Here is a 16,688-nt window from a genome sequence, read left to right as displayed (position 1 = left end):
TTTCGCTCTCGGTTAAATAATTAAAAACATTCATGCCTTTCGCTATTGATACATGTGCAGCGATGCATATCGGGGATCGATCCGAGCAACAGGATCGCGTTGCGATCTTTCCGCACCCGACCCGCAAAGACTGCTTGTTGGCCGTGTTGGCCGATGGCATGGGGGGGCACACCGGGGGGGCGATTGCTGCCGAGCAGGTGTTGCTCAAGGCCAAGCAGAACTTTGCGTTCTACTCGCCTGCTGAAGAAAGTGCGCAGGAGTTGCTGGGTGGGGTGATCTCGGAAGCACACATCGTTATTAAGCTTACACGTTTTACCAGTGAGCGTGATCCGCACAGCACGGCGGTGGTGATGGTGATGCGCCCAGGCGTAGCCGAGTGGGCCCACTGCGGGGATTCTCGCCTCTACCACTTCCGCTGTGGCAAGCTGATCGCCCGCTCTCAGGACCACTCTCTGGTGGGCGAGCTGATCCGCACCAACCGCATCACCGAAGAGATGGCGCAACACCACCCGCAGCGCAACCTGCTGCTCTCCTGCCTGGGGGCGGAGCGTGAGCCGCGTATCGATTATGGCAAGGCAGCCACGATTGAGGCGGGCGACGCCTTCATGCTGTGTTCCGATGGCTTGTGGGGGCTGCTGGGGGATGCCGAAATCGGCTCCATGCTCAATCGGCTGGACGCCCGTTCGGCTGCACGTATGTTGATCGACACCGCCCGTTCCCGTTCCGACGGAGGGGGGGACAACATCTCGATGGCCATCGTCAAGATCAATCCGGGCTGAACACTTCAGGCCCCCAGCCTGGGCGTCAGGAGTTCTGCCAGCCATTGCATGAATACCTGAACCCGGCGCGGCAGGTGGCGGCGGTTGGCATACAGCAATGAAACCAGCATGGGCGGAGCGGGGTATTCCGGCAGGATTTCCACCAGCAAGCCCTTTTCCACATATTCCTGCATGCCGATGGCCGTTGTTTGCACGATCCCAAGCCCGGCCAGTACGGCGGCCTCATACGCCATCGTATTATTGACGGTGAGCCGCCCCGGCATATCGATCTGGCGGGGCAGCCCGGTGGCCGCATCAATATACTCAAACCCGATGGGGTGGCTACCCAGCGTATTCGAGTAGTGAATCAACTGGTGGTGTGCCAGATCCGCCAGTGATAGCGGCGTGCCATGTTGTGCCAGATAGGCTGGGCTGGCGCAATTGATCATCTGGTAATGCCCCAGCGGCCGGGCAATCAGCGAAGAATCCCCCAGTGTGCCCACTCGCACCACGCAATCAATCCCCTCGCGTACCAGATCAACACGCCGATCCATCGAAGACAGCTCAATCTCCAGCCCCGGATGCGTTGCGAGAAAGCTGCCCAGATTCGGCAACACCACATCCCGCGCAACCGGTTGTGGCATATCCACCCGCAAGCGTCCGCGCAAATCGGCCGGGGTTTGCCGGAACATGCCCTGCAATTCCTCCATATCGACCAGCATGTCCAGGCTGCGTTCATAGAAAGCCTTGCCATCCTGCGTCATCTCAACGCGTCGTGTGGTGCGGTGGAGCAGACGCGTACCCAGGTGTGCCTCTAACTGCTGCAGGGTGGCCGACACACTGGCGCGGGGCATGCCCAACTGGTCAGCGGCCAGCGTGAAGCTGCTCAACTCTGCCACCCTTACATAGACCTTTATCGCCTCCGGCATGTTCATAGCGTTTTTCGATTGTTCGTAAATTCTGATTAGTCTAAACAAGAATAGTATGTTTATTCACGTTTGTTCGGCTAATAAAGTGTCGCTGTGGTTTCACACTCACTGAATAAGGACACGCATATGACTCACAAGATCGCTCTGATTACCGGCGCCAGCCGAGGCTTGGGCCGCAATGCGGCTTTAAAACTGGCCGCACGCGGCGTTGACTTGATCCTGACCTGGCGTAGCGGCAAGGCCGAGGCTGAAGAAGTCTGCCAGCAAGCCCGCGCAATGGGGGTACAGGCCGCAGCCTTGCAGTTGGACGCGGGGGATAGCTCCCGTTTTGCTGAGTTCGTCGCGCAGGTCAAAACCCTGTTGCAAACGCAGTGGGGCAGGGAGCAGTTTGACTATCTGCTCAACAACGCCGGGATCGGAATTCACGCCAGCTTTGCTGACACCACGGAAGAACAGTTTGACGAACTGGTCAATGTTCATCTCAAAGGCCCGTTCTTCCTCACCCAGCGCCTGCTGCCCTTGATTGTAGATGGTGGGCGGATTCTGAATGTTTCCTCCGGGCTGACCCGTTTCTCCTTCCCCGGATTAGCCGCCTATGCCAGCATGAAAGGCGGAATCGAGGTATTGACAAGGCATATGGCAAAAGAATTGGGGCCACGTCGGATCACTGTCAATGTGATCGCCCCCGGCGCCATTGCCACTGACTTTGGTGGCGGTATGACGCGTGACAACCCGCAGATCAACGCAGCGATTGCCTCTCAAACTGCATTGGGCCGGGCAGGGCTGCCAGACGATATCGGAGACGCCATGAGCCTGCTACTCTCCGACGAAGCCGGGTGGATCAATGGCCAGCGGATCGAGGTGTCGGGCGGGATGCTGCTGTAAGCGCTGGAATCAGATCGTGGGGGAGGGGCGAGGTTCCTACCCCTGCGTGAATCTGCCGCCAAATCTACTGGGCGGGTGAGATTGGCCGAAAAACTGAAAATGCTTCGCTTTTCCGGTCGTGTTGGTACAACCATTTCGTTTAGACAGAAGGCCATCCCATTGACCGGCCGCCCAGCAGACGAATCCCTTGTTACCTTGTGCCTATCGACAGTAGCTTCGTTCAACGTATCTTACCTTCTGCTTACAGAACGTCCTCTGAGATAGCTTTATAGACAATGAAGTCCTGAAAAACTTCCAACAGACGAACGTGAAAAGTTTCTTTAAGTCTATCATCGGGGCCAGCTCTGGTAGTCGCCATGAAACCCGATCAGAGCACAGAGATGAGCCCAACCGAGAAGACGCAGCCTGGAACCGTCCTTCTTCAACCGGCGCACTTCAAGGGCTGCAGCAATGGCGAACTTCGTCCCCTGCAAACTCGCCGGGGCGAACTAATCTTCCTTATACTACCCTGCCAGAAAGTAATTACAGCCCCTCAGCCTATGGCATAGGCAACTATTATCAGGGGTATGAAAATTACGCAGGGCATTCCGATGCTTCCTATGGAAGCTATGCAGGATATCCCGAAATTTCATATGAAGGTTATGTAGGATATCCCGGTGCTTCCTATAGTGGCAGTCATAACCAATCATGCGATGGGGACGAATTGGCTTCGAGACTGAGTTCTCTGCCTGTTTACTCGCCTAGCCTCGAAACAGCTTCGTCCTCCCGACAGGTCGAGCATCCTACTGCCTCAGCGCACGGGCAATCTACACGAGCTGATGCTGTAAAGTACATGCAGCAGGTGAAAGAGCGTTTTCAAATGCTTCTTCACGGGAATTGGTCCCCGGCCGCTGTTGATGATAAATATGACGAAGCGGTGTTTCATGTTCTTGTAGCTGCGGAGAATGCACGTTCTCCAACAATGAACTTGCAACTTCTTGATTCAGGAGATGATTTGGCAAGTTGGCTGCAGAGAGAACGGACGAAGACGGCACGTGTGATTTCTGTTATGCGGGGGCTTGAGCCACATGTTGTAACAGCAGACATCCGGCGTATAGACGGGAAGACGTCTGTGGTGGTGATCGAGCCGCTTGGCATGAGTGGAGATACACGCCGAAAATATGAACAAGAGGCGCTGCCATCATTGAGAAGCACGCTTCCTTCAGATGTCACAATGTCGATTCTGTCACTGAATATACAAAAATCAACTAATGACTGTAGAATATTTGCACTCTCTGCGGCATCAAAATTAGATGACTATCCCGATCTTATTCTAAAGCACCATCAGAAAAACATTAAGGGCAAATCCTTGAAGACGGCCAACGGCCATAAAGCGGGAGTGCTTGCGGGCAGTGGGAACGTTAGGGTGATTGACGGGGTCGGGGTCGTACCCCCTGTATTTGCAAAACATACACAATCGCGGAAAACGCTGGACAATTGGTTAAGGGCGAGCCCTCGGTCCTACGGCAGAGCACGAGTCAACAAAAACCACCAGTCTATTATGGAACGGTATGGGAGCTACGTTACGACTCGATATGAAGCTCCAATAAATGCACGTTTCATGATAGATAACCTTCCGGAACTGGGTGGGGAAATGCCGATCCGATCTCTCGTGTTCAGTCAATCGATTGAAGAGAAGCGCCTGACCTATCTTGATCGCGCTATTGAATACCTCAAGCGCGCACCTGCAGAGGAGTGTTCGAGATTTCTCGAACGCATGACGGCGCATGAGAACGCCCCCTCCAACCCCAGTAGTCTTCATCTAGACGACCGGGATTGGGGACCGCATCCGGATACGCTTTGAGCGTGCTAGGTTGGGCAAGCTGGAGGCGTCTCCCAACGCCTCGCTCGACGTGGCTTTTCCGGGCTACGTGCTGAGCTGGGCGCCAAATCAATCCTTATTTTGAATGGGTTGATGGGATGACCTTTTATGTGTGTGGAATCAATATATTGGCCCCAAAGTCATAGCGTACAAAAATACTTTTTTTGTACGCTATCCGTATTGGTGCTGATTATTGATACCAGCCTTTGGCCAAATTATTCCAGAAATTGTTATCCTTGAATGGCACGTTGGCAGAGCCGTAGTCGTAATTGTTCAATGTGTAGCGTGCTGCATCGGTCAATTGGTTCCAATGAATCAGTGGCTGACTCATTGAGCCGACCACGTCTGTGAAGAACAGTGCATGATCCATCGGCCACTTGCTATCATACTTGATCAACGGATGACGGTTGCTGGATGCAACTTCTGCGCCCAAGTGTTTTGCATATCCGCTATGCTCTGAGGCAGACACGCCGAGTACAGTTTGAACACTTGCTTCCGGGTTGTTGATCCAGACAATTACATTTTCCCAGTCGTGACGGTGACCGATGCCGGGAGAGGGTTCGTCCTTTGGCCAATACCATGAGTACATGATGGCCCATACGCCACGATACCATGCCGAGCGCACATAAACCTGCCCCGTGCTGTTACTGCAACCATTGCTTGATCCCCCGCTGGGCTTCAATCCACCGCCCACATTCCCGGCCGCATCCACAGAAGGGAATGGAGCGCATCCGTTTTGAATCCACAAGTATGGGCGGAATGTGAGCGCGCTGCGCTGTTCGCCATTTACGGCATTCTGCTGTGCGAAGGGAACCACTGCATCATGGTTGATGACTGCAGCATTCGCATTCAATATGTTCGCCAAGAATATCGCGCCTGCGATGATGAAACGCTTCATGTACCTGAATCCCCACAGAAAAAGTTAGAAAATCGGATGCCTTTGGGTATGTGTTTTGCAATATAGGAAGGCATATGTGAAGAGACAAACCGCCATGCGCTTGGTTTGACCTTCGGTGGAGAATTCTAGGCAGGGAGAGTTAAGGGATTGTTAAGAAAGGATTATGAATCCAATACGGTATTACTAAAGTAATGGTACAGAGAGTGCAAATACGCTCAAGGCCATGACCCGGAATGGATGGCGAGTCGGATTATCTACAAGGGGGCAAAGGTTGGGGCGTATCCTGATGTGTTGGTAGCAAGGTCTGCGCTGTCTTCAATGAGTGTGCGGTTGGCTATGCTGTATATGTATGCCATGGCATGGGTGTGGTTGTGTGATACTTGGCTGAATTCCCATGCTCGTAGGGTTTATTCCGTCCCAAGCATCCGTTTCCGTTCTGCTGTGTAGTGCCACCACTCTTTGGGAGGGTCGCCTGCCATGAAGCGGGTGATTGAGATCAGTACGTCCAGTACGCAGGGGTCATGGCGTGTGCCTGTTTTGGCGCAAAGTTGGCGGTAGAGTTGGAGTGGGTCTTGCCCCTGCACTTGGGCCGGGGTGTGGATGCCGAGCAGGCGCAGGTCGGCTGCGCCTGCCGGGCCGATGTTGGGCAGGTCGGCAAGCTGGCGTAGTGCATCACGCCTGACTTTGCTCGGGTGCATGAGTGATTACAGGTTCTCCCGTACCCACCAGCGCCGCCAGAAGAGGGCGGTGATGAGCAGGGCGCCAAAGCCAATCATCATGATGAAGACGGCTTGCCACCCCCAGTTTTGTTCCAGCCAGGGCATGTGCTGGAAGTTCATGCCGAAAAAGCCGGTGAGTACCGTGGCGGGGGCGAAGACGGTGGTGACCACGGTGAGCATGCGGATTTCCGCGTTCATGCGGTTGTTGAGGTTGGCCTGATGGATTTCGAACAGGCTGCCAATCACGTCACGGAGCGAGTCCAGATGCTCGATCACATGAATGGTGTGGTCGTAGACGTCGCGGAAATACAGTTGCGTCTCGGATGAGAGTCTGCTGGTGGGCAGGCGTTGGAGTCCTGCCAGCACTTCGCGCAGCGGCCAGATGGAGCGCCGGATGCCCAGCACTTCATGGCGGAACTGGTTGATCTGTTCGGTGGGGCGGCGGATGTTACCTGCCAGAATCTGTTCTTCGAGTTGTTCGATGTCGTTGGTCAGTGCTTCTGCCACAACAAAATACTGGTCGACCACCGCGTCAATGAGTGCGTGAAAAAGTGCCTCGGGCTTCATGAAGCGGTGGTTCTTGCCGACGTGGCGCAGGCGATTGCGAATCGGCTCGAACAGCCCGGAGGGGCGCTCCTGAAAACTCAGGATGAAATTCTGGCCCAGAATCAGGCTGATCTGGTCCGAAGCCGCCTCAAGTGTTGCCGGGTCGTAGCGGAATGTACGAAGCGTGACAAAACTGTAGTCTTCGTACTCATTGAGCTTGGGCCGTTGCTGGGTGTTGGCGATATCTTCCAGCACCAGGGGGTGGAGGCCAAAGCGCTGGCCGATTTCTTCCATCACCACTGTTTCATGCAGACCATGCACGTTGAGCCACAGATACTTGGCTGTGCGTGGGTAGGCGCGGGATTCCTCAATGGTGTGAAATGTGGCCTCGGTCAGCGTTTGTTCATCGTAATCAAACAGGGTGATGTCCGGCGTTTCCACCTTGATCTCGCCCAGATGCACAATGCTGCCGGGGGGATGCCCGGCCTTTTTGGTATAGCTGGTGCGGGATTTGCTCCCCCGCTTTGGGTTACGTTTGCTCATGGTGGCCGGCTATTTGAGGTATCCAGGGCGAACTACGATGAAAGCTTTTGATGCACGGTGGGGGCAGACAGGCGTCACAGCCCTTTTCGGTGCGATAATGCCGAGAGTCAGATTTGGTGTCCAGTTCACAAATAAGCAACAGTCAAAGGAGAATGCATGTCGATAGTGATTGGGGTTTTGAAAAGCCCAGACCCTGCCGAACGGCGGGTGGCGCTGGTGCCGGATGTTGCCAAAAAATTCCGGCAATTGGGGGCAGACATCGTGATTCAGCGCGGTGCTACCGATGGCGCAAACTGCAAGGAAAGTGACTTCGCTGACGCCAAGTGGGTCGATAGCGCGGATGACATCCTCAGCAGTGCTGACTGTGTGCTGAGCGTGGATACGCTGGATGAGGCTGCCATTGGCAAACTCAAGAGTGGCGCCGTACTGTTGGGCATGCTCCAGCCGTATGCGAGTGCTGCCCGCGTCAAGCAGTTGCAGGAAAAACAGGTGACTTCTTTTGCCATGGAACTCTTGCCGCGTATTTCGCGCGCGCAGAGCATGGACATCCTGTCTTCCCAGGCCGCCTGTTCGGGTTACCAGTGCGTGCTGATTGCCGCCAGCCATTGCCCGAAGTTCTTCCCGATGCTGACCTACGCAGCTGGTACGATCCGTCCGGCCCGAGTGTTGGTGATCGGCGCCGGGGTGGCTGGCTTGCAGGCCGTTGCCACGGCCAAGCGCCTGGGTGCCATGGTGTTCGCCTATGATGTGCGTCCCGAAACCCGTGAGCAGATCGAATCCCTGGGGGCCAAGTTCGTCGACACGGGCGTGTCTGCAGCTGGCACAGGCGGCTATGCCCGCGAGCTGACTGAGGACGAAAAGCGTCAGCAGGCTGAAAAGCTGGGCAAGGCAATTGCCGATGCCGACGTGCTCATCACCACCGCTGCCATTCCGGGCAAGCGTGCGCCGCAAATCGTTTCTGCCGAGATGGTGGCAGGCATGAAGCAGGGCGCCGTGGTGGTCGATATGGCCGCTGAGAGTGGTGGCAACGTGGCCGGGACGGTTGCCGGGCAGAATGTACAGGTTGGCCCGGCACTAATCATCGGCCCGACCCACTTGCCCAGCCGCATGGCCGTGCACGCCTCGGAAATGTTCTCCAAGAATATTTTCAACTTCATCGGCGGCATGATCAAAGACGGACAAATGACGCTTGACTGGCAGGACGAAGTGCTTGCAGGTGCATGCCTGACCCACGCGGGCGAAGTGCGCCATGCCATGGTCAAGCAGGTTCTGGGCCTCTAGGCGAATCCAGTTTTCGGAGAATTTATACAATGGCAGATTTTATCTATGTGTATATCTTTATGCTCGCGGCATTTACCGGGTATGAAGTGATTTCGCGTGTGCCGGTGATTTTGCACACGCCCCTGATGTCCGGCTCCAACTTCGTCCACGGCGTGGTGCTGGTTGGCTCCATGGTGGCACTGGGTCACGCAGAAACCCCGCTGCAACAGGTAATCGGCTTCTTCGCCGTGTTCCTGGGCGCGGCCAACGCTGCGGGGGGTTACGTGGTGACTGAGCGCATGCTGGCCATGTTCAAGTCCGACAAGAAGAAGGGGGCGGGCAAATGAGCATCCAGTTATTGATTATCAATATCGCGTACTTTGTCGTCGCAGTGCTCTTCATCCTGGGCCTGAAGGCCATGTCCTCGCCGGTTTCGGCACGCAAGGGGATTCTGTGGGCCGGGGTGGGCATGGTGCTGGCTACCCTGATCACCTTTGCCACACCGGACATGCACAACTATGTGCTGATGATCGTGGCAATTGTGCTGGGCGGTGGGGTGGCCTGGTACATGGGCAAAGTCGTCAAGATGACCGACATGCCGCAGATGGTGGCCGTGTACAACGGGATGGGCGGTGGCGCTGCAGCAGCCATTGCTGCGCTGGAATTCGCCCGTGGTGACGTCACTGGCGTGATGCCCACCCTCCTGGCTGTGCTGGGCTCCCTGATCGGCTCCGTGGCGTTCTCCGGCTCCTGCATCGCCTTTGCCAAGTTGCAAGGCATCATGAAGAAGGCATGGCGCCTGCCCGCACAAAATGCGGTTAACGCCATCCTTGCACTGGTGGCGTTGGGGCTGGGCGCGGTCATTGTTGTGTCTGGCAAGCCTGACCCGAACCTGCTGATCGCGTTCTACGTGATTTCCTTGATCCTGGGTGTGGTGCTGACCAGCCCAATCGGTGGGGCCGACATGCCGGTGGTGATCTCGCTCCTGAACGCCTTTACCGGTCTGGCCGTGGGTCTGGAAGGCTATGTGCTGGGCAACCCCGCGCTGATCATCGCTGGTATCGTGGTCGGTGCTTCCGGTACGCTGCTTACCCAGTTGATGGCTAAGGCCATGAATCGCCCGATCTCCAACATCATCTTCACCCCGATCACGGGTGAGGCGCAGGCTGGCTCCGGCCCGCAAGGCACGATGAAGGAAGTCTCCGGCATGGACGCCGCAGCCATGATGCGTTACGCACAGAAAGTCATCATCGTTCCCGGTTACGGGATGGCGGTGGCTGGTGCGCAGCACAAGGTGTGGGAAATGGCCAAGCTGCTCGAAGAGGCTGGGGTCGAAGTCAAATTCGCCATCCACCCGGTGGCAGGGCGTATGCCTGGGCACATGAACGTGCTGCTGGCTGAAGCCGGTGTGCCGTATGACCAGATCTTCGACCTGGAAGAAATCAACGCCGAATTCCCGCTCGCCGATGTGGCGCTGGTGATTGGTGCAAACGACGTGGTCAACCCCGTCGCCCGTACCGACAAGTCCAGCCCCATTTATGGCATGCCGATTCTGGACTGCGACAAGGCCCAGAACGTCATCGTCATCAAGCGCGGCAAGGGGGCAGGGTACTCCGGGATTGAGAACGCACTGTTCTTCCAGGAAAACTGCAGCATGCTTTACGGTAGCGCGCAGCAAGCCGTGGCTGATGTCATCACCCATATCAAGGGGATGGCGGGCTAAGGTCTTTCGCCCTAGCAAAAACCGACCCTCGGGTCGGTTTTTTGTGCTTCTGATACGCCGTTACGCGCAGTGAGTGCGTACTGTTCGAGTATTCCACGCTGTGCATCGCCCCATCTGGCGATATGATGTATACCCCCTGAAAAGTGAGCTATCACGCCATGAGTATTGGCCATCTCAAAATTGCTGTTGCCCAGATCAACAGTGTGGTGGGTGATCTGGCAGGCAATGCCGCCAAGATCCGCGAAGCCGCCACGCGTGCCAAGGCAGCCGGCGCAGACATCCTGCTGACCCCTGAACTGGCCCTGTGTGGCTACCCTCCTGAAGACCTCTTGCTGCGCGCAGATTTCTACCGCAACTGCGCAGGCGAACTGCAGGCGCTGGCCTCGACCGCCAATGGCATCGCGCTGCTGATCGGCCACCCGGTGGACGAGGCGGGGGAGCGCTACAACGCGGCTTCCCTGCTGCAAAACGGCAAGATCCAGGCGACTTACTACAAGCAACGCCTGCCCAACTACGAAGTGTTTGACGAAGTCCGCTATTTCTCCTGGGGAGACAAGCCCTGCGTCGTCAAGATCAACAATGTGGCCGTGGGAATCAATATCTGTGCCGATGTGTGGGAGCATGGCGCTGCCGAGCAGGCCAAAGCGGCTGGGGCCGAATTGCTGCTCGTGCTCAACGCCTCGCCTTTCCACATGAACAAGCAGGAACAACGCTACGGCGTGGTGCGTGACCGCATACGCCAGACCCGCATGGCAGCGGTGTATTGCAACCTGGTGGGTGGGCAGGATGAATTGGTCTTTGATGGCGCCTCGTTTGCCATGAATGACGATGGCACGCTCGCCTATCAGGCCCCCTTGTTTGAAGAGCGGCTGGACATTCTTCATTACAGCAACGGTTTCATTCGCTCAGAGGTGATGACGCCCGAATTGTCCGTCGAAGCCCAGGTCTATCAAGCCCTGGTGCTGGGTGTGCGCGATTACATCGGCAAGAACCGCTTTCCCGGCGCGTTGTTGGGCCTCTCCGGTGGGGTCGACTCCGCACTTACCCTGTGTATTGCTGCCGATGCGCTGGGTGCCGACAAGGTGCGTGCCGTGATGATGCCATCGCCCTATACCGCGCAGATGAGTCTGGATGATTCGCGCGAACTCATCCGCAACCTTGGCGTGCGTTACGACGAACTCACCATCGTCCCGGTGATGGAAACCTTTGAACGCCTGCTTACCCCCTTGTTTGAAGGGCGCGCAGCGGACACCACGGAAGAGAACCTGCAGGCCCGCATACGCGGCATGAACCTCATGGCGCTGTCCAACAAATTCGGCAGCATTGTGCTCACCACCGGCAACAAGAGCGAAATGGCCGTGGGTTATGCCACGCTGTATGGCGACATGGCAGGTGGCTTTGCGGTGATCAAGGACATCCTCAAGACTTTCGTCTATCGCCTGTGCGCCTATCGCAACAGCATTGGCCACGTGATCCCGGAAAATATCCTCACCCGTGCGCCTTCTGCCGAACTGAAACCCAACCAGAAGGATCAGGATTCGCTGCCACCCTACGAAGTGCTTGATGCCATCATCGAAGCCTACATGGAGCGCAACGAAAGCCCCCGGGAGATCATCGCCCAAGGCTATACTGAACACGATGTGCGCCGCGTGGTGGGCATGCTCCGCCGTAACGAATACAAGCGTCGGCAATCGCCGGTAGGTATCCGCGTTACCCAACGAGGCTTCGGCAAAGACTGGCGTTACCCTATCACCAATCGCTTTGCCGATGAATACTAAGTATCGGCTATACTTACAAGTAAGCAACGTTCCGAAAAAACAGGAGACCATTCGTGAAGAAAATCGAAGCAGTCATCAAGCCCTTCAAGCTCGACGAAGTGCGTGAAGCACTCTCCGAAGTGGGCATTACCGGCCTGACGGTTTCGGAAGTCAAAGGCTTTGGCCGTCAAAAAGGCCATACCGAACTGTATCGCGGTGCCGAATACGTGGTCGACTTCCTGCCCAAGATCAAGGTAGAGGTTGTCGTCTCCGAAGCTCTGGTGGATCAAACCATCGAAGCCATCGTCAAGGCCGCCCGCACCGGCAAGATTGGTGACGGCAAGATCTTCGTGCTGCCCGTCGAGCAAGTTGTGCGCATCCGCACGGGTGAGACCGACGAACAGGCCGTTTGATCAGTCTGCGCCGCCCAAGCAAAAAACCCGGTTCTGCCGGGTTTTTTTACGCCTGGACGATTTGTACTTTCCTGCGAAATTGCATGCCGCCTACCCGAAAACTGTTGCCAATTCGCCAAGATGCAGCGCCACGGGTGAATCAAGCGGTTATGATTGATACGCCTTCATGCGGCGCCATGACCCGATGCACCACGCCGCACATGGCAACTGCGCCCAGGCACTGGTATGCCCCCGAAAACCAATGCCAGGGAGTACGTATCGTATGACCCGCCTATTACCCAGGAGTACCACCTGCCCGCTAGAAGGCACATGGCTGTACTCCAGAAGGCCAGCGCAAAGACTGGATCAACACAAGATGGATAAGAAGCTGTAACAAAATGGAGTGCAACGGTTCTGGCTAGGCGCGCCGACGCAGACAGTACAAGTAGTACGGCAAGGCGGCGTAACAACGCCAGAACCATTTTGTTACGGCTTCTAAGAACCTGTTCAGAATCTGTAGCGAGAGGGCGTCAGCGGGGTGAAGAGCAGCGCAGAAACCGGAGTTTATGTGGATAAATGAGGATTTCGAACAGCGCATGAGCCCCGATCACGGCCTCGCAGTAAGATTATGAACAAGTTCTAAGGCGCGGACCGACTTAGGAGACATTCTGTATGAACAAGGCATTGCTTGCCTGTTGCTTGCCCCCCCTTCTGATGGCTGCCGTTCCGGCCAAAGCAGAATCGGCAGACCCATTCACTCTGAAGCTCGAAGCCGAAGAGGCGCAGTACCTCAACAACATCCATTGCCCTGAGGAAAACTGCGGCGAAAAACGCTTTCAACGCCATATCGCCAGTACCTATCCCGATATCCCGAAACTCAAGATTCCAAAGACCAAGGTCATGGACTCCATGGGCAAGGAAGAACTGCAATCTTTCAAAAACGCCTTCTACCGTGGTGCATATCTCGCCAAACGGATCAAGCTCGCCAACGGCCAAAGCATGTTTGACTTCATTTCCCAGTGCACCAAGGGTTTCTCTCCGACAGATCAGGCTTCCTACGACGATTCGCGCCGGGAATGGGTCCAGTTCTACCCCACCTTGCGGCAAGCCGAAGACGGCAAGGAAACCTCATTCGACATCCGGTTCTATCGCGATGGCGAAAAACTCACCAACTCCGGCCAGATATTGGGGCAAAGAATGCTCACAGACCCCGACTTTTTGAAGGGCGAGGGGCTTAAGTGCTGGAAGAAGTGATTTGATATATGACGTATGGGCGGCGTTGTAGGTTGGGAAAGCCGGAGGCGTCTCCCAACGGTTTGCCCCTCAATCCACACAACGACCGGGCTGAGGGGGCGCACCGCTTTCACATACAATTCAGAATTAAAATATAACGCCTATCACGCCATTTTGCCAAAAGACGTTGGGAGACGCCTCCGGCTTTCCCAACCTACGTGCCGACAACGATTTTGCCATGTCAAAAGTATACAATCTTTTCCATTTAAGGTCGGGTTAATATTTAGACCGGAGTTGCTATGAAATATTTCCTTCGTTTCTATATCCCTGTTTTTTTATTTTATATGTTTTTTGGAATTTTATATGTAATTAATATATTTAAATCAGGAAAAAAAGAGTTTAGTCTAAATTTTGTAGAGGGTGTTAGAATTTCAATAAGAAGTGGGTCGTTGGTTGCAAAGATATTTCTTATTTTGCATTATGTAACTGCATTTCTGGCCTTTGTGTTCGTAGTTCTTACACTCCTTCATACTAAATAATATTTCATAGTGCGGTAGGTTGGGAAAGCCGAAGGCGTCTCCCAATGGTTTGCCCCTATCTTCATAAAGCTATCGTGTCTAGGAGGTGCATTGTTTTCACTTGTCATTCAGAATTGATGCCTAGCGTTCATCGCGCCATATTGCCAAAACACCTTGGAAGAAGCCTTCGGCTTTCCTATTAACCCGGCAATACATTACTGAATACCGCGTACGATGCATAAAGAGCAGGGCTTGCTGAGCGAAGCGAGCTGCACCGAATGCAGATGATTTTTATTGTAAATAAAAATGCATAATAATTCTCCCTCCGAGCGTTTTCTAATTGATTTCCATGATCGCATACCATGCCAAACATCCTTGGCATTTGGTGAATTGCCTGTGGAGCGGAATGGCAAGGCGTTTCGCTCTTCGTATGATAGCTTGATTGATACCGTCGAGAGTGCGGACCGGGTGATCTTGGATGCTGCTTGCGGAGATGGTTATTTGCTGGCGCAGTTGGCCGGAAGTGTGGATGCAGATGTTCGTCTGATCGGGGCTGATTTCAGTGTTGGTGAGTTGGCACACGCTAAACAGCGCCTTCAGGCGCGTGCGGAGTTGTATCAATGCCGCTTGCAATCCTTGCCTGTTGCAAGTCAATCTGTTGATCACGTCGTTTCGCATATGGCATTGATGTTGATGGATGATGTGGATCACGTGCTGCAGGAAGTCCATCGCGTGCTGGTGCCCAATGGGCGATTTTCATTCATTATCAGCAGATCTTCTACAGAGCGCAGCCCGGCCTTGGCACGCTATATCCAATGCCTGCGTTCCGTGCTTGAAAGAAAGCACTCAAAATTCATGTGTTTTGGAGACGCCCGACTGAGACATCAATCGGAACTCAAGCAGGTATTGCAAGCCTGGTTTGAAGGCATCCATATTGAAGACATTGTGATTCGTCGTAATTACACGCCGGAACAATGTTGGGCATGGATGGAAAGAACGTATGACCCGGCGCTTCTTACCGCAGAGGAACGTACCACACTCAAGCATGAGTATCTGTTGGCGCTTGATGAGGATTTAGGGGTGAATGGGACGCTGGAATTTGTTGATACGCTGTGGCAGGTTGGTGCCCTTGCGAAGTAATGAATGATGCTTATTTTCGTGTGCAGAGTGCAATAAGCGCAGGGCTGAGGTCGGATCAGCCGTAGGCGCCATCCGACCAACAATTACTTCGCGCATTTCGGGTTACGGCCTTTTCTCAACCAACAGGCCTAGATTTCAGCGATAGCGGTTAACTACGATATAAACACTCGCAAATTTGAGCAGAGAGCGATCTATTTGTAACGGTATAGAGAGCGCATAATCATTCGGCGCAGTTCGCTACGCTCAGTGCGCCCTACTTTTTGATGAGTGGTACGATTGCGCCGTGCGCGGTAGTTCGCAAACGAACCATGCCCTATAGAACCCAACCTACATACCTGCCCGTACGGTTTACGCGTTCGCTTCATGAAAAATTTCCTGATATTTTTCCTCTAGAAAACAATCTATTTTTTTGTCATCTAATAAACGCATCAGATCAACAACATGAACCAGGAGACGCTTGAGTCGAACATGACGAAAATCTGTTCCACTCACTTCTAGTTCAAGGAAAAAGTTAAAAACTGGCGTTGCCCACTGCTGTACAGAATTTACACTATCGGCCTCCAGTTGTTCACAATAGCGCCCGTACCCCATCACCGTGCGGTTTGAACCACGTGTTTCTATGAGGGATTCACCGATGGCCCTAAGCTCCTCTCGGAAAATGAGTATATCCTTCCAGTTAGCCCAATTGTCTGCCTTATTTAGTTGCCCATCCGCTAAATCACTACGGATGTTCTCCACTGCTTTCTCTAGGGTTTCTGCAGACTTATTGTTTCCGGGGTGAAGAAAAGTGATTTCTTGGCGATATAACTCAACCCACGACAGCAGTGCACTTAGGCGATACGCTGTACTAATGAGTTTATACCGTTGAAAGTACGGATCTGAAATATTGTTTTTAATTTGTTTTTGAGGATGGGATGTAAGAACATGTTCATTGAGATAAACCGTAGGGTATTGATTGAGTATTTCCACGGTTCTAGAACTGAGATCTCGAGCGGACAAGAGCAGTGGGTCTCGAAACTTCTGGTAGATTTGATTCAACGTTTGCTTTTGTTTCCAGCGTTCGAACGAACGGGTAAAAAGATGTTCCTTGAGAACGAGGCCGGTTAAGGTGCCGAATACTGAAATAGCGGCTGCTATTGATGAAAAACTGAGCCATGTCTTTACATCAAGTTCGGGAGGTGTCATAGCATTCAAGAATTAGATGGTAGGATGCAACTTTGATTTTCGCTGATAGTAACCAGAGGACAAGGGTCATGCTATCTGATGATGCCTTTTGGTCAGGGTGTCTAGCTAAATTTTGGTTGCTGTCGTTAAGATTACTATTTAACCCCCAAACAATTCGTTGCAGGTAGTTTAGTGCTCGGCTTGCCCATGCCGGAATCTTGCTGCCGTGGTGATTAACCTTCTTGATAATGTGCCGCCAAAGGTCAGCCTTGTAGGGGGACTTGCGGCACATGCGTTTGAGCCAAAATCATACTTTAAGCATTCTCTAGTTTACTTATCGTTAGCGCTTTAATTGGGCTTAC

The 16,688-nt window shown here is 53.9% G+C and carries 15 protein-coding genes; 10 read left to right on the top strand and 5 right to left on the bottom strand.

Annotated features, from left to right (window positions below; genetic code table 11):
- Positions 1-32 precede the first annotated feature (32 nt).
- Positions 33-779, top strand: a complete 747-nt coding sequence (locus tag B145_RS0112355; protein ID WP_026259084.1) for a PP2C family protein-serine/threonine phosphatase — start codon at positions 33-35, stop codon at positions 777-779.
- A 5-nt stretch (positions 780-784) separates the two neighbouring features.
- Here the strand turns inward: B145_RS0112355 and B145_RS0112350 are convergent, their stop codons facing one another.
- Positions 785-1,693 carry a LysR family transcriptional regulator gene (locus B145_RS0112350; RefSeq protein WP_018607727.1) on the bottom strand — a complete coding sequence of 303 codons (909 nt, stop codon included), beginning with the start codon at positions 1,691-1,693 and terminating at the stop codon, positions 785-787.
- Positions 1,694-1,813: 120 nt separating this feature from the next.
- Between B145_RS0112350 and B145_RS0112345 the strand changes: the two genes are divergently transcribed.
- Together B145_RS0112345 and B145_RS0112335 are read left to right on the top strand one after the other, a co-directional pair.
- On the top strand, positions 1,814-2,572 hold the full coding sequence (locus B145_RS0112345) for an SDR family NAD(P)-dependent oxidoreductase (protein WP_018607726.1): 759 nt from the start codon (positions 1,814-1,816) through the stop codon (positions 2,570-2,572).
- A gap of 307 nt (positions 2,573-2,879) precedes the next feature.
- Entirely contained in the window at positions 2,880-4,415 is a 1,536-nt protein-coding gene (locus B145_RS0112335; protein WP_157288393.1) for a YopJ family acetyltransferase, read from the top strand.
- Positions 4,416-4,623: 208 nt separating this feature from the next.
- On the opposite strand, the gene B145_RS0112330 is transcribed toward B145_RS0112335, so the two are convergent.
- From B145_RS0112330 to corA, 3 genes are all read right to left on the bottom strand, one after another.
- Complete coding sequence (locus tag B145_RS0112330; protein WP_018607724.1) at positions 4,624-5,331, bottom strand: NPP1 family protein; 708 nt, start codon at positions 5,329-5,331, stop codon at positions 4,624-4,626.
- Positions 5,332-5,738: 407 nt separating this feature from the next.
- Positions 5,739-6,029: a helix-hairpin-helix domain-containing protein gene (locus tag B145_RS0112325; protein WP_018607723.1), complete on the bottom strand. Its 291-nt coding sequence runs from the start codon at positions 6,027-6,029 to the stop codon at positions 5,739-5,741.
- 6 nt (positions 6,030-6,035) lie between these two features.
- A complete protein-coding gene (gene corA, locus B145_RS0112320) occupies positions 6,036-7,139 on the bottom strand; it encodes a magnesium/cobalt transporter CorA (protein ID WP_018607722.1) in 1,104 nt (367 codons plus the stop codon).
- A gap of 156 nt (positions 7,140-7,295) precedes the next feature.
- On the opposite strand from corA, the gene B145_RS0112315 reads away from it, so the two are divergent.
- From B145_RS0112315 to B145_RS0112285, 7 genes are all read left to right on the top strand, one after another.
- Positions 7,296-8,420: an NAD(P) transhydrogenase subunit alpha gene (locus B145_RS0112315; RefSeq protein ID WP_018607721.1), complete on the top strand. Its 1,125-nt coding sequence runs from the start codon at positions 7,296-7,298 to the stop codon at positions 8,418-8,420.
- Between the two features lie 29 nt (positions 8,421-8,449).
- Entirely contained in the window at positions 8,450-8,746 is a 297-nt protein-coding gene (locus tag B145_RS0112310; RefSeq protein ID WP_018607720.1) for an NAD(P) transhydrogenase subunit alpha part 2, read from the top strand.
- The gene (locus B145_RS0112305; RefSeq protein ID WP_018607719.1) at positions 8,743-10,122 is read left to right on the top strand and encodes an NAD(P)(+) transhydrogenase (Re/Si-specific) subunit beta; all 1,380 of its coding nucleotides are present in this window, start codon (positions 8,743-8,745) and stop codon (positions 10,120-10,122) included. The genes B145_RS0112310 and B145_RS0112305 overlap by 4 nt, the downstream gene beginning before the upstream one ends.
- Before the next feature lie 158 nt (positions 10,123-10,280).
- Positions 10,281-11,900, top strand: coding sequence for an NAD+ synthase (locus B145_RS0112300; RefSeq protein ID WP_018607718.1), 1,620 nt, complete (start codon positions 10,281-10,283; stop codon positions 11,898-11,900).
- Between the two features lie 53 nt (positions 11,901-11,953).
- Positions 11,954-12,292 (top strand): P-II family nitrogen regulator, encoded by a 339-nt coding sequence (locus B145_RS0112295; protein ID WP_018607717.1) that lies wholly within the window; start codon positions 11,954-11,956, stop codon positions 12,290-12,292.
- A 651-nt stretch (positions 12,293-12,943) separates the two neighbouring features.
- Positions 12,944-13,525, top strand: coding sequence for a hypothetical protein (locus B145_RS0112290; protein ID WP_018607715.1), 582 nt, complete (start codon positions 12,944-12,946; stop codon positions 13,523-13,525).
- A gap of 803 nt (positions 13,526-14,328) precedes the next feature.
- Positions 14,329-15,162 (top strand): class I SAM-dependent methyltransferase, encoded by an 834-nt coding sequence (locus B145_RS0112285; protein ID WP_026259083.1) that lies wholly within the window; start codon positions 14,329-14,331, stop codon positions 15,160-15,162.
- 348 nt (positions 15,163-15,510) lie between these two features.
- On the opposite strand, the gene B145_RS0112280 is transcribed toward B145_RS0112285, so the two are convergent.
- Positions 15,511-16,347 carry a hypothetical protein gene (locus B145_RS0112280; RefSeq protein WP_018607711.1) on the bottom strand — a complete coding sequence of 279 codons (837 nt, stop codon included), beginning with the start codon at positions 16,345-16,347 and terminating at the stop codon, positions 15,511-15,513.
- Positions 16,348-16,688 lie beyond the last annotated feature (341 nt).

The organism is Uliginosibacterium gangwonense DSM 18521 (assembly GCF_000373965.1).
In the GTDB taxonomy this organism is placed as follows: Bacteria; Pseudomonadota; Gammaproteobacteria; order Burkholderiales; family Rhodocyclaceae; genus Uliginosibacterium; species Uliginosibacterium gangwonense.
The sequence above is the reverse complement of the archived record's forward strand: the minus strand, read 5'-3'. Positions and strand labels throughout refer to the sequence as shown.

Excerpts from the sequence above, each read along its gene's own strand:
- B145_RS0112355 (WP_026259084.1), top strand. The coding sequence starts at position 33 with ATGCCTTTCGCTATTGATACATGTGCAGCGATGCATATCGGGGATCGA.
- B145_RS0112350 (WP_018607727.1), bottom strand. The coding sequence starts at position 1,693 with ATGAACATGCCGGAGGCGATAAAGGTCTATGTAAGGGTGGCAGAGTTG.
- B145_RS0112345 (WP_018607726.1), top strand. The coding sequence starts at position 1,814 with ATGACTCACAAGATCGCTCTGATTACCGGCGCCAGCCGAGGCTTGGGC.
- B145_RS0112330 (WP_018607724.1), bottom strand. The coding sequence starts at position 5,331 with ATGAAGCGTTTCATCATCGCAGGCGCGATATTCTTGGCGAACATATTG.
- B145_RS0112325 (WP_018607723.1), bottom strand. The coding sequence starts at position 6,029 with ATGCACCCGAGCAAAGTCAGGCGTGATGCACTACGCCAGCTTGCCGAC.
- corA (WP_018607722.1), bottom strand. The coding sequence starts at position 7,139 with ATGAGCAAACGTAACCCAAAGCGGGGGAGCAAATCCCGCACCAGCTAT.
- B145_RS0112315 (WP_018607721.1), top strand. The coding sequence starts at position 7,296 with ATGTCGATAGTGATTGGGGTTTTGAAAAGCCCAGACCCTGCCGAACGG.
- B145_RS0112310 (WP_018607720.1), top strand. The coding sequence starts at position 8,450 with ATGGCAGATTTTATCTATGTGTATATCTTTATGCTCGCGGCATTTACC.
- B145_RS0112305 (WP_018607719.1), top strand. The coding sequence starts at position 8,743 with ATGAGCATCCAGTTATTGATTATCAATATCGCGTACTTTGTCGTCGCA.
- B145_RS0112300 (WP_018607718.1), top strand. The coding sequence starts at position 10,281 with ATGAGTATTGGCCATCTCAAAATTGCTGTTGCCCAGATCAACAGTGTG.
- B145_RS0112290 (WP_018607715.1), top strand. The coding sequence starts at position 12,944 with ATGAACAAGGCATTGCTTGCCTGTTGCTTGCCCCCCCTTCTGATGGCT.
- B145_RS0112285 (WP_026259083.1), top strand. The coding sequence starts at position 14,329 with ATGCATAATAATTCTCCCTCCGAGCGTTTTCTAATTGATTTCCATGAT.
- B145_RS0112280 (WP_018607711.1), bottom strand. The coding sequence starts at position 16,347 with ATGACACCTCCCGAACTTGATGTAAAGACATGGCTCAGTTTTTCATCA.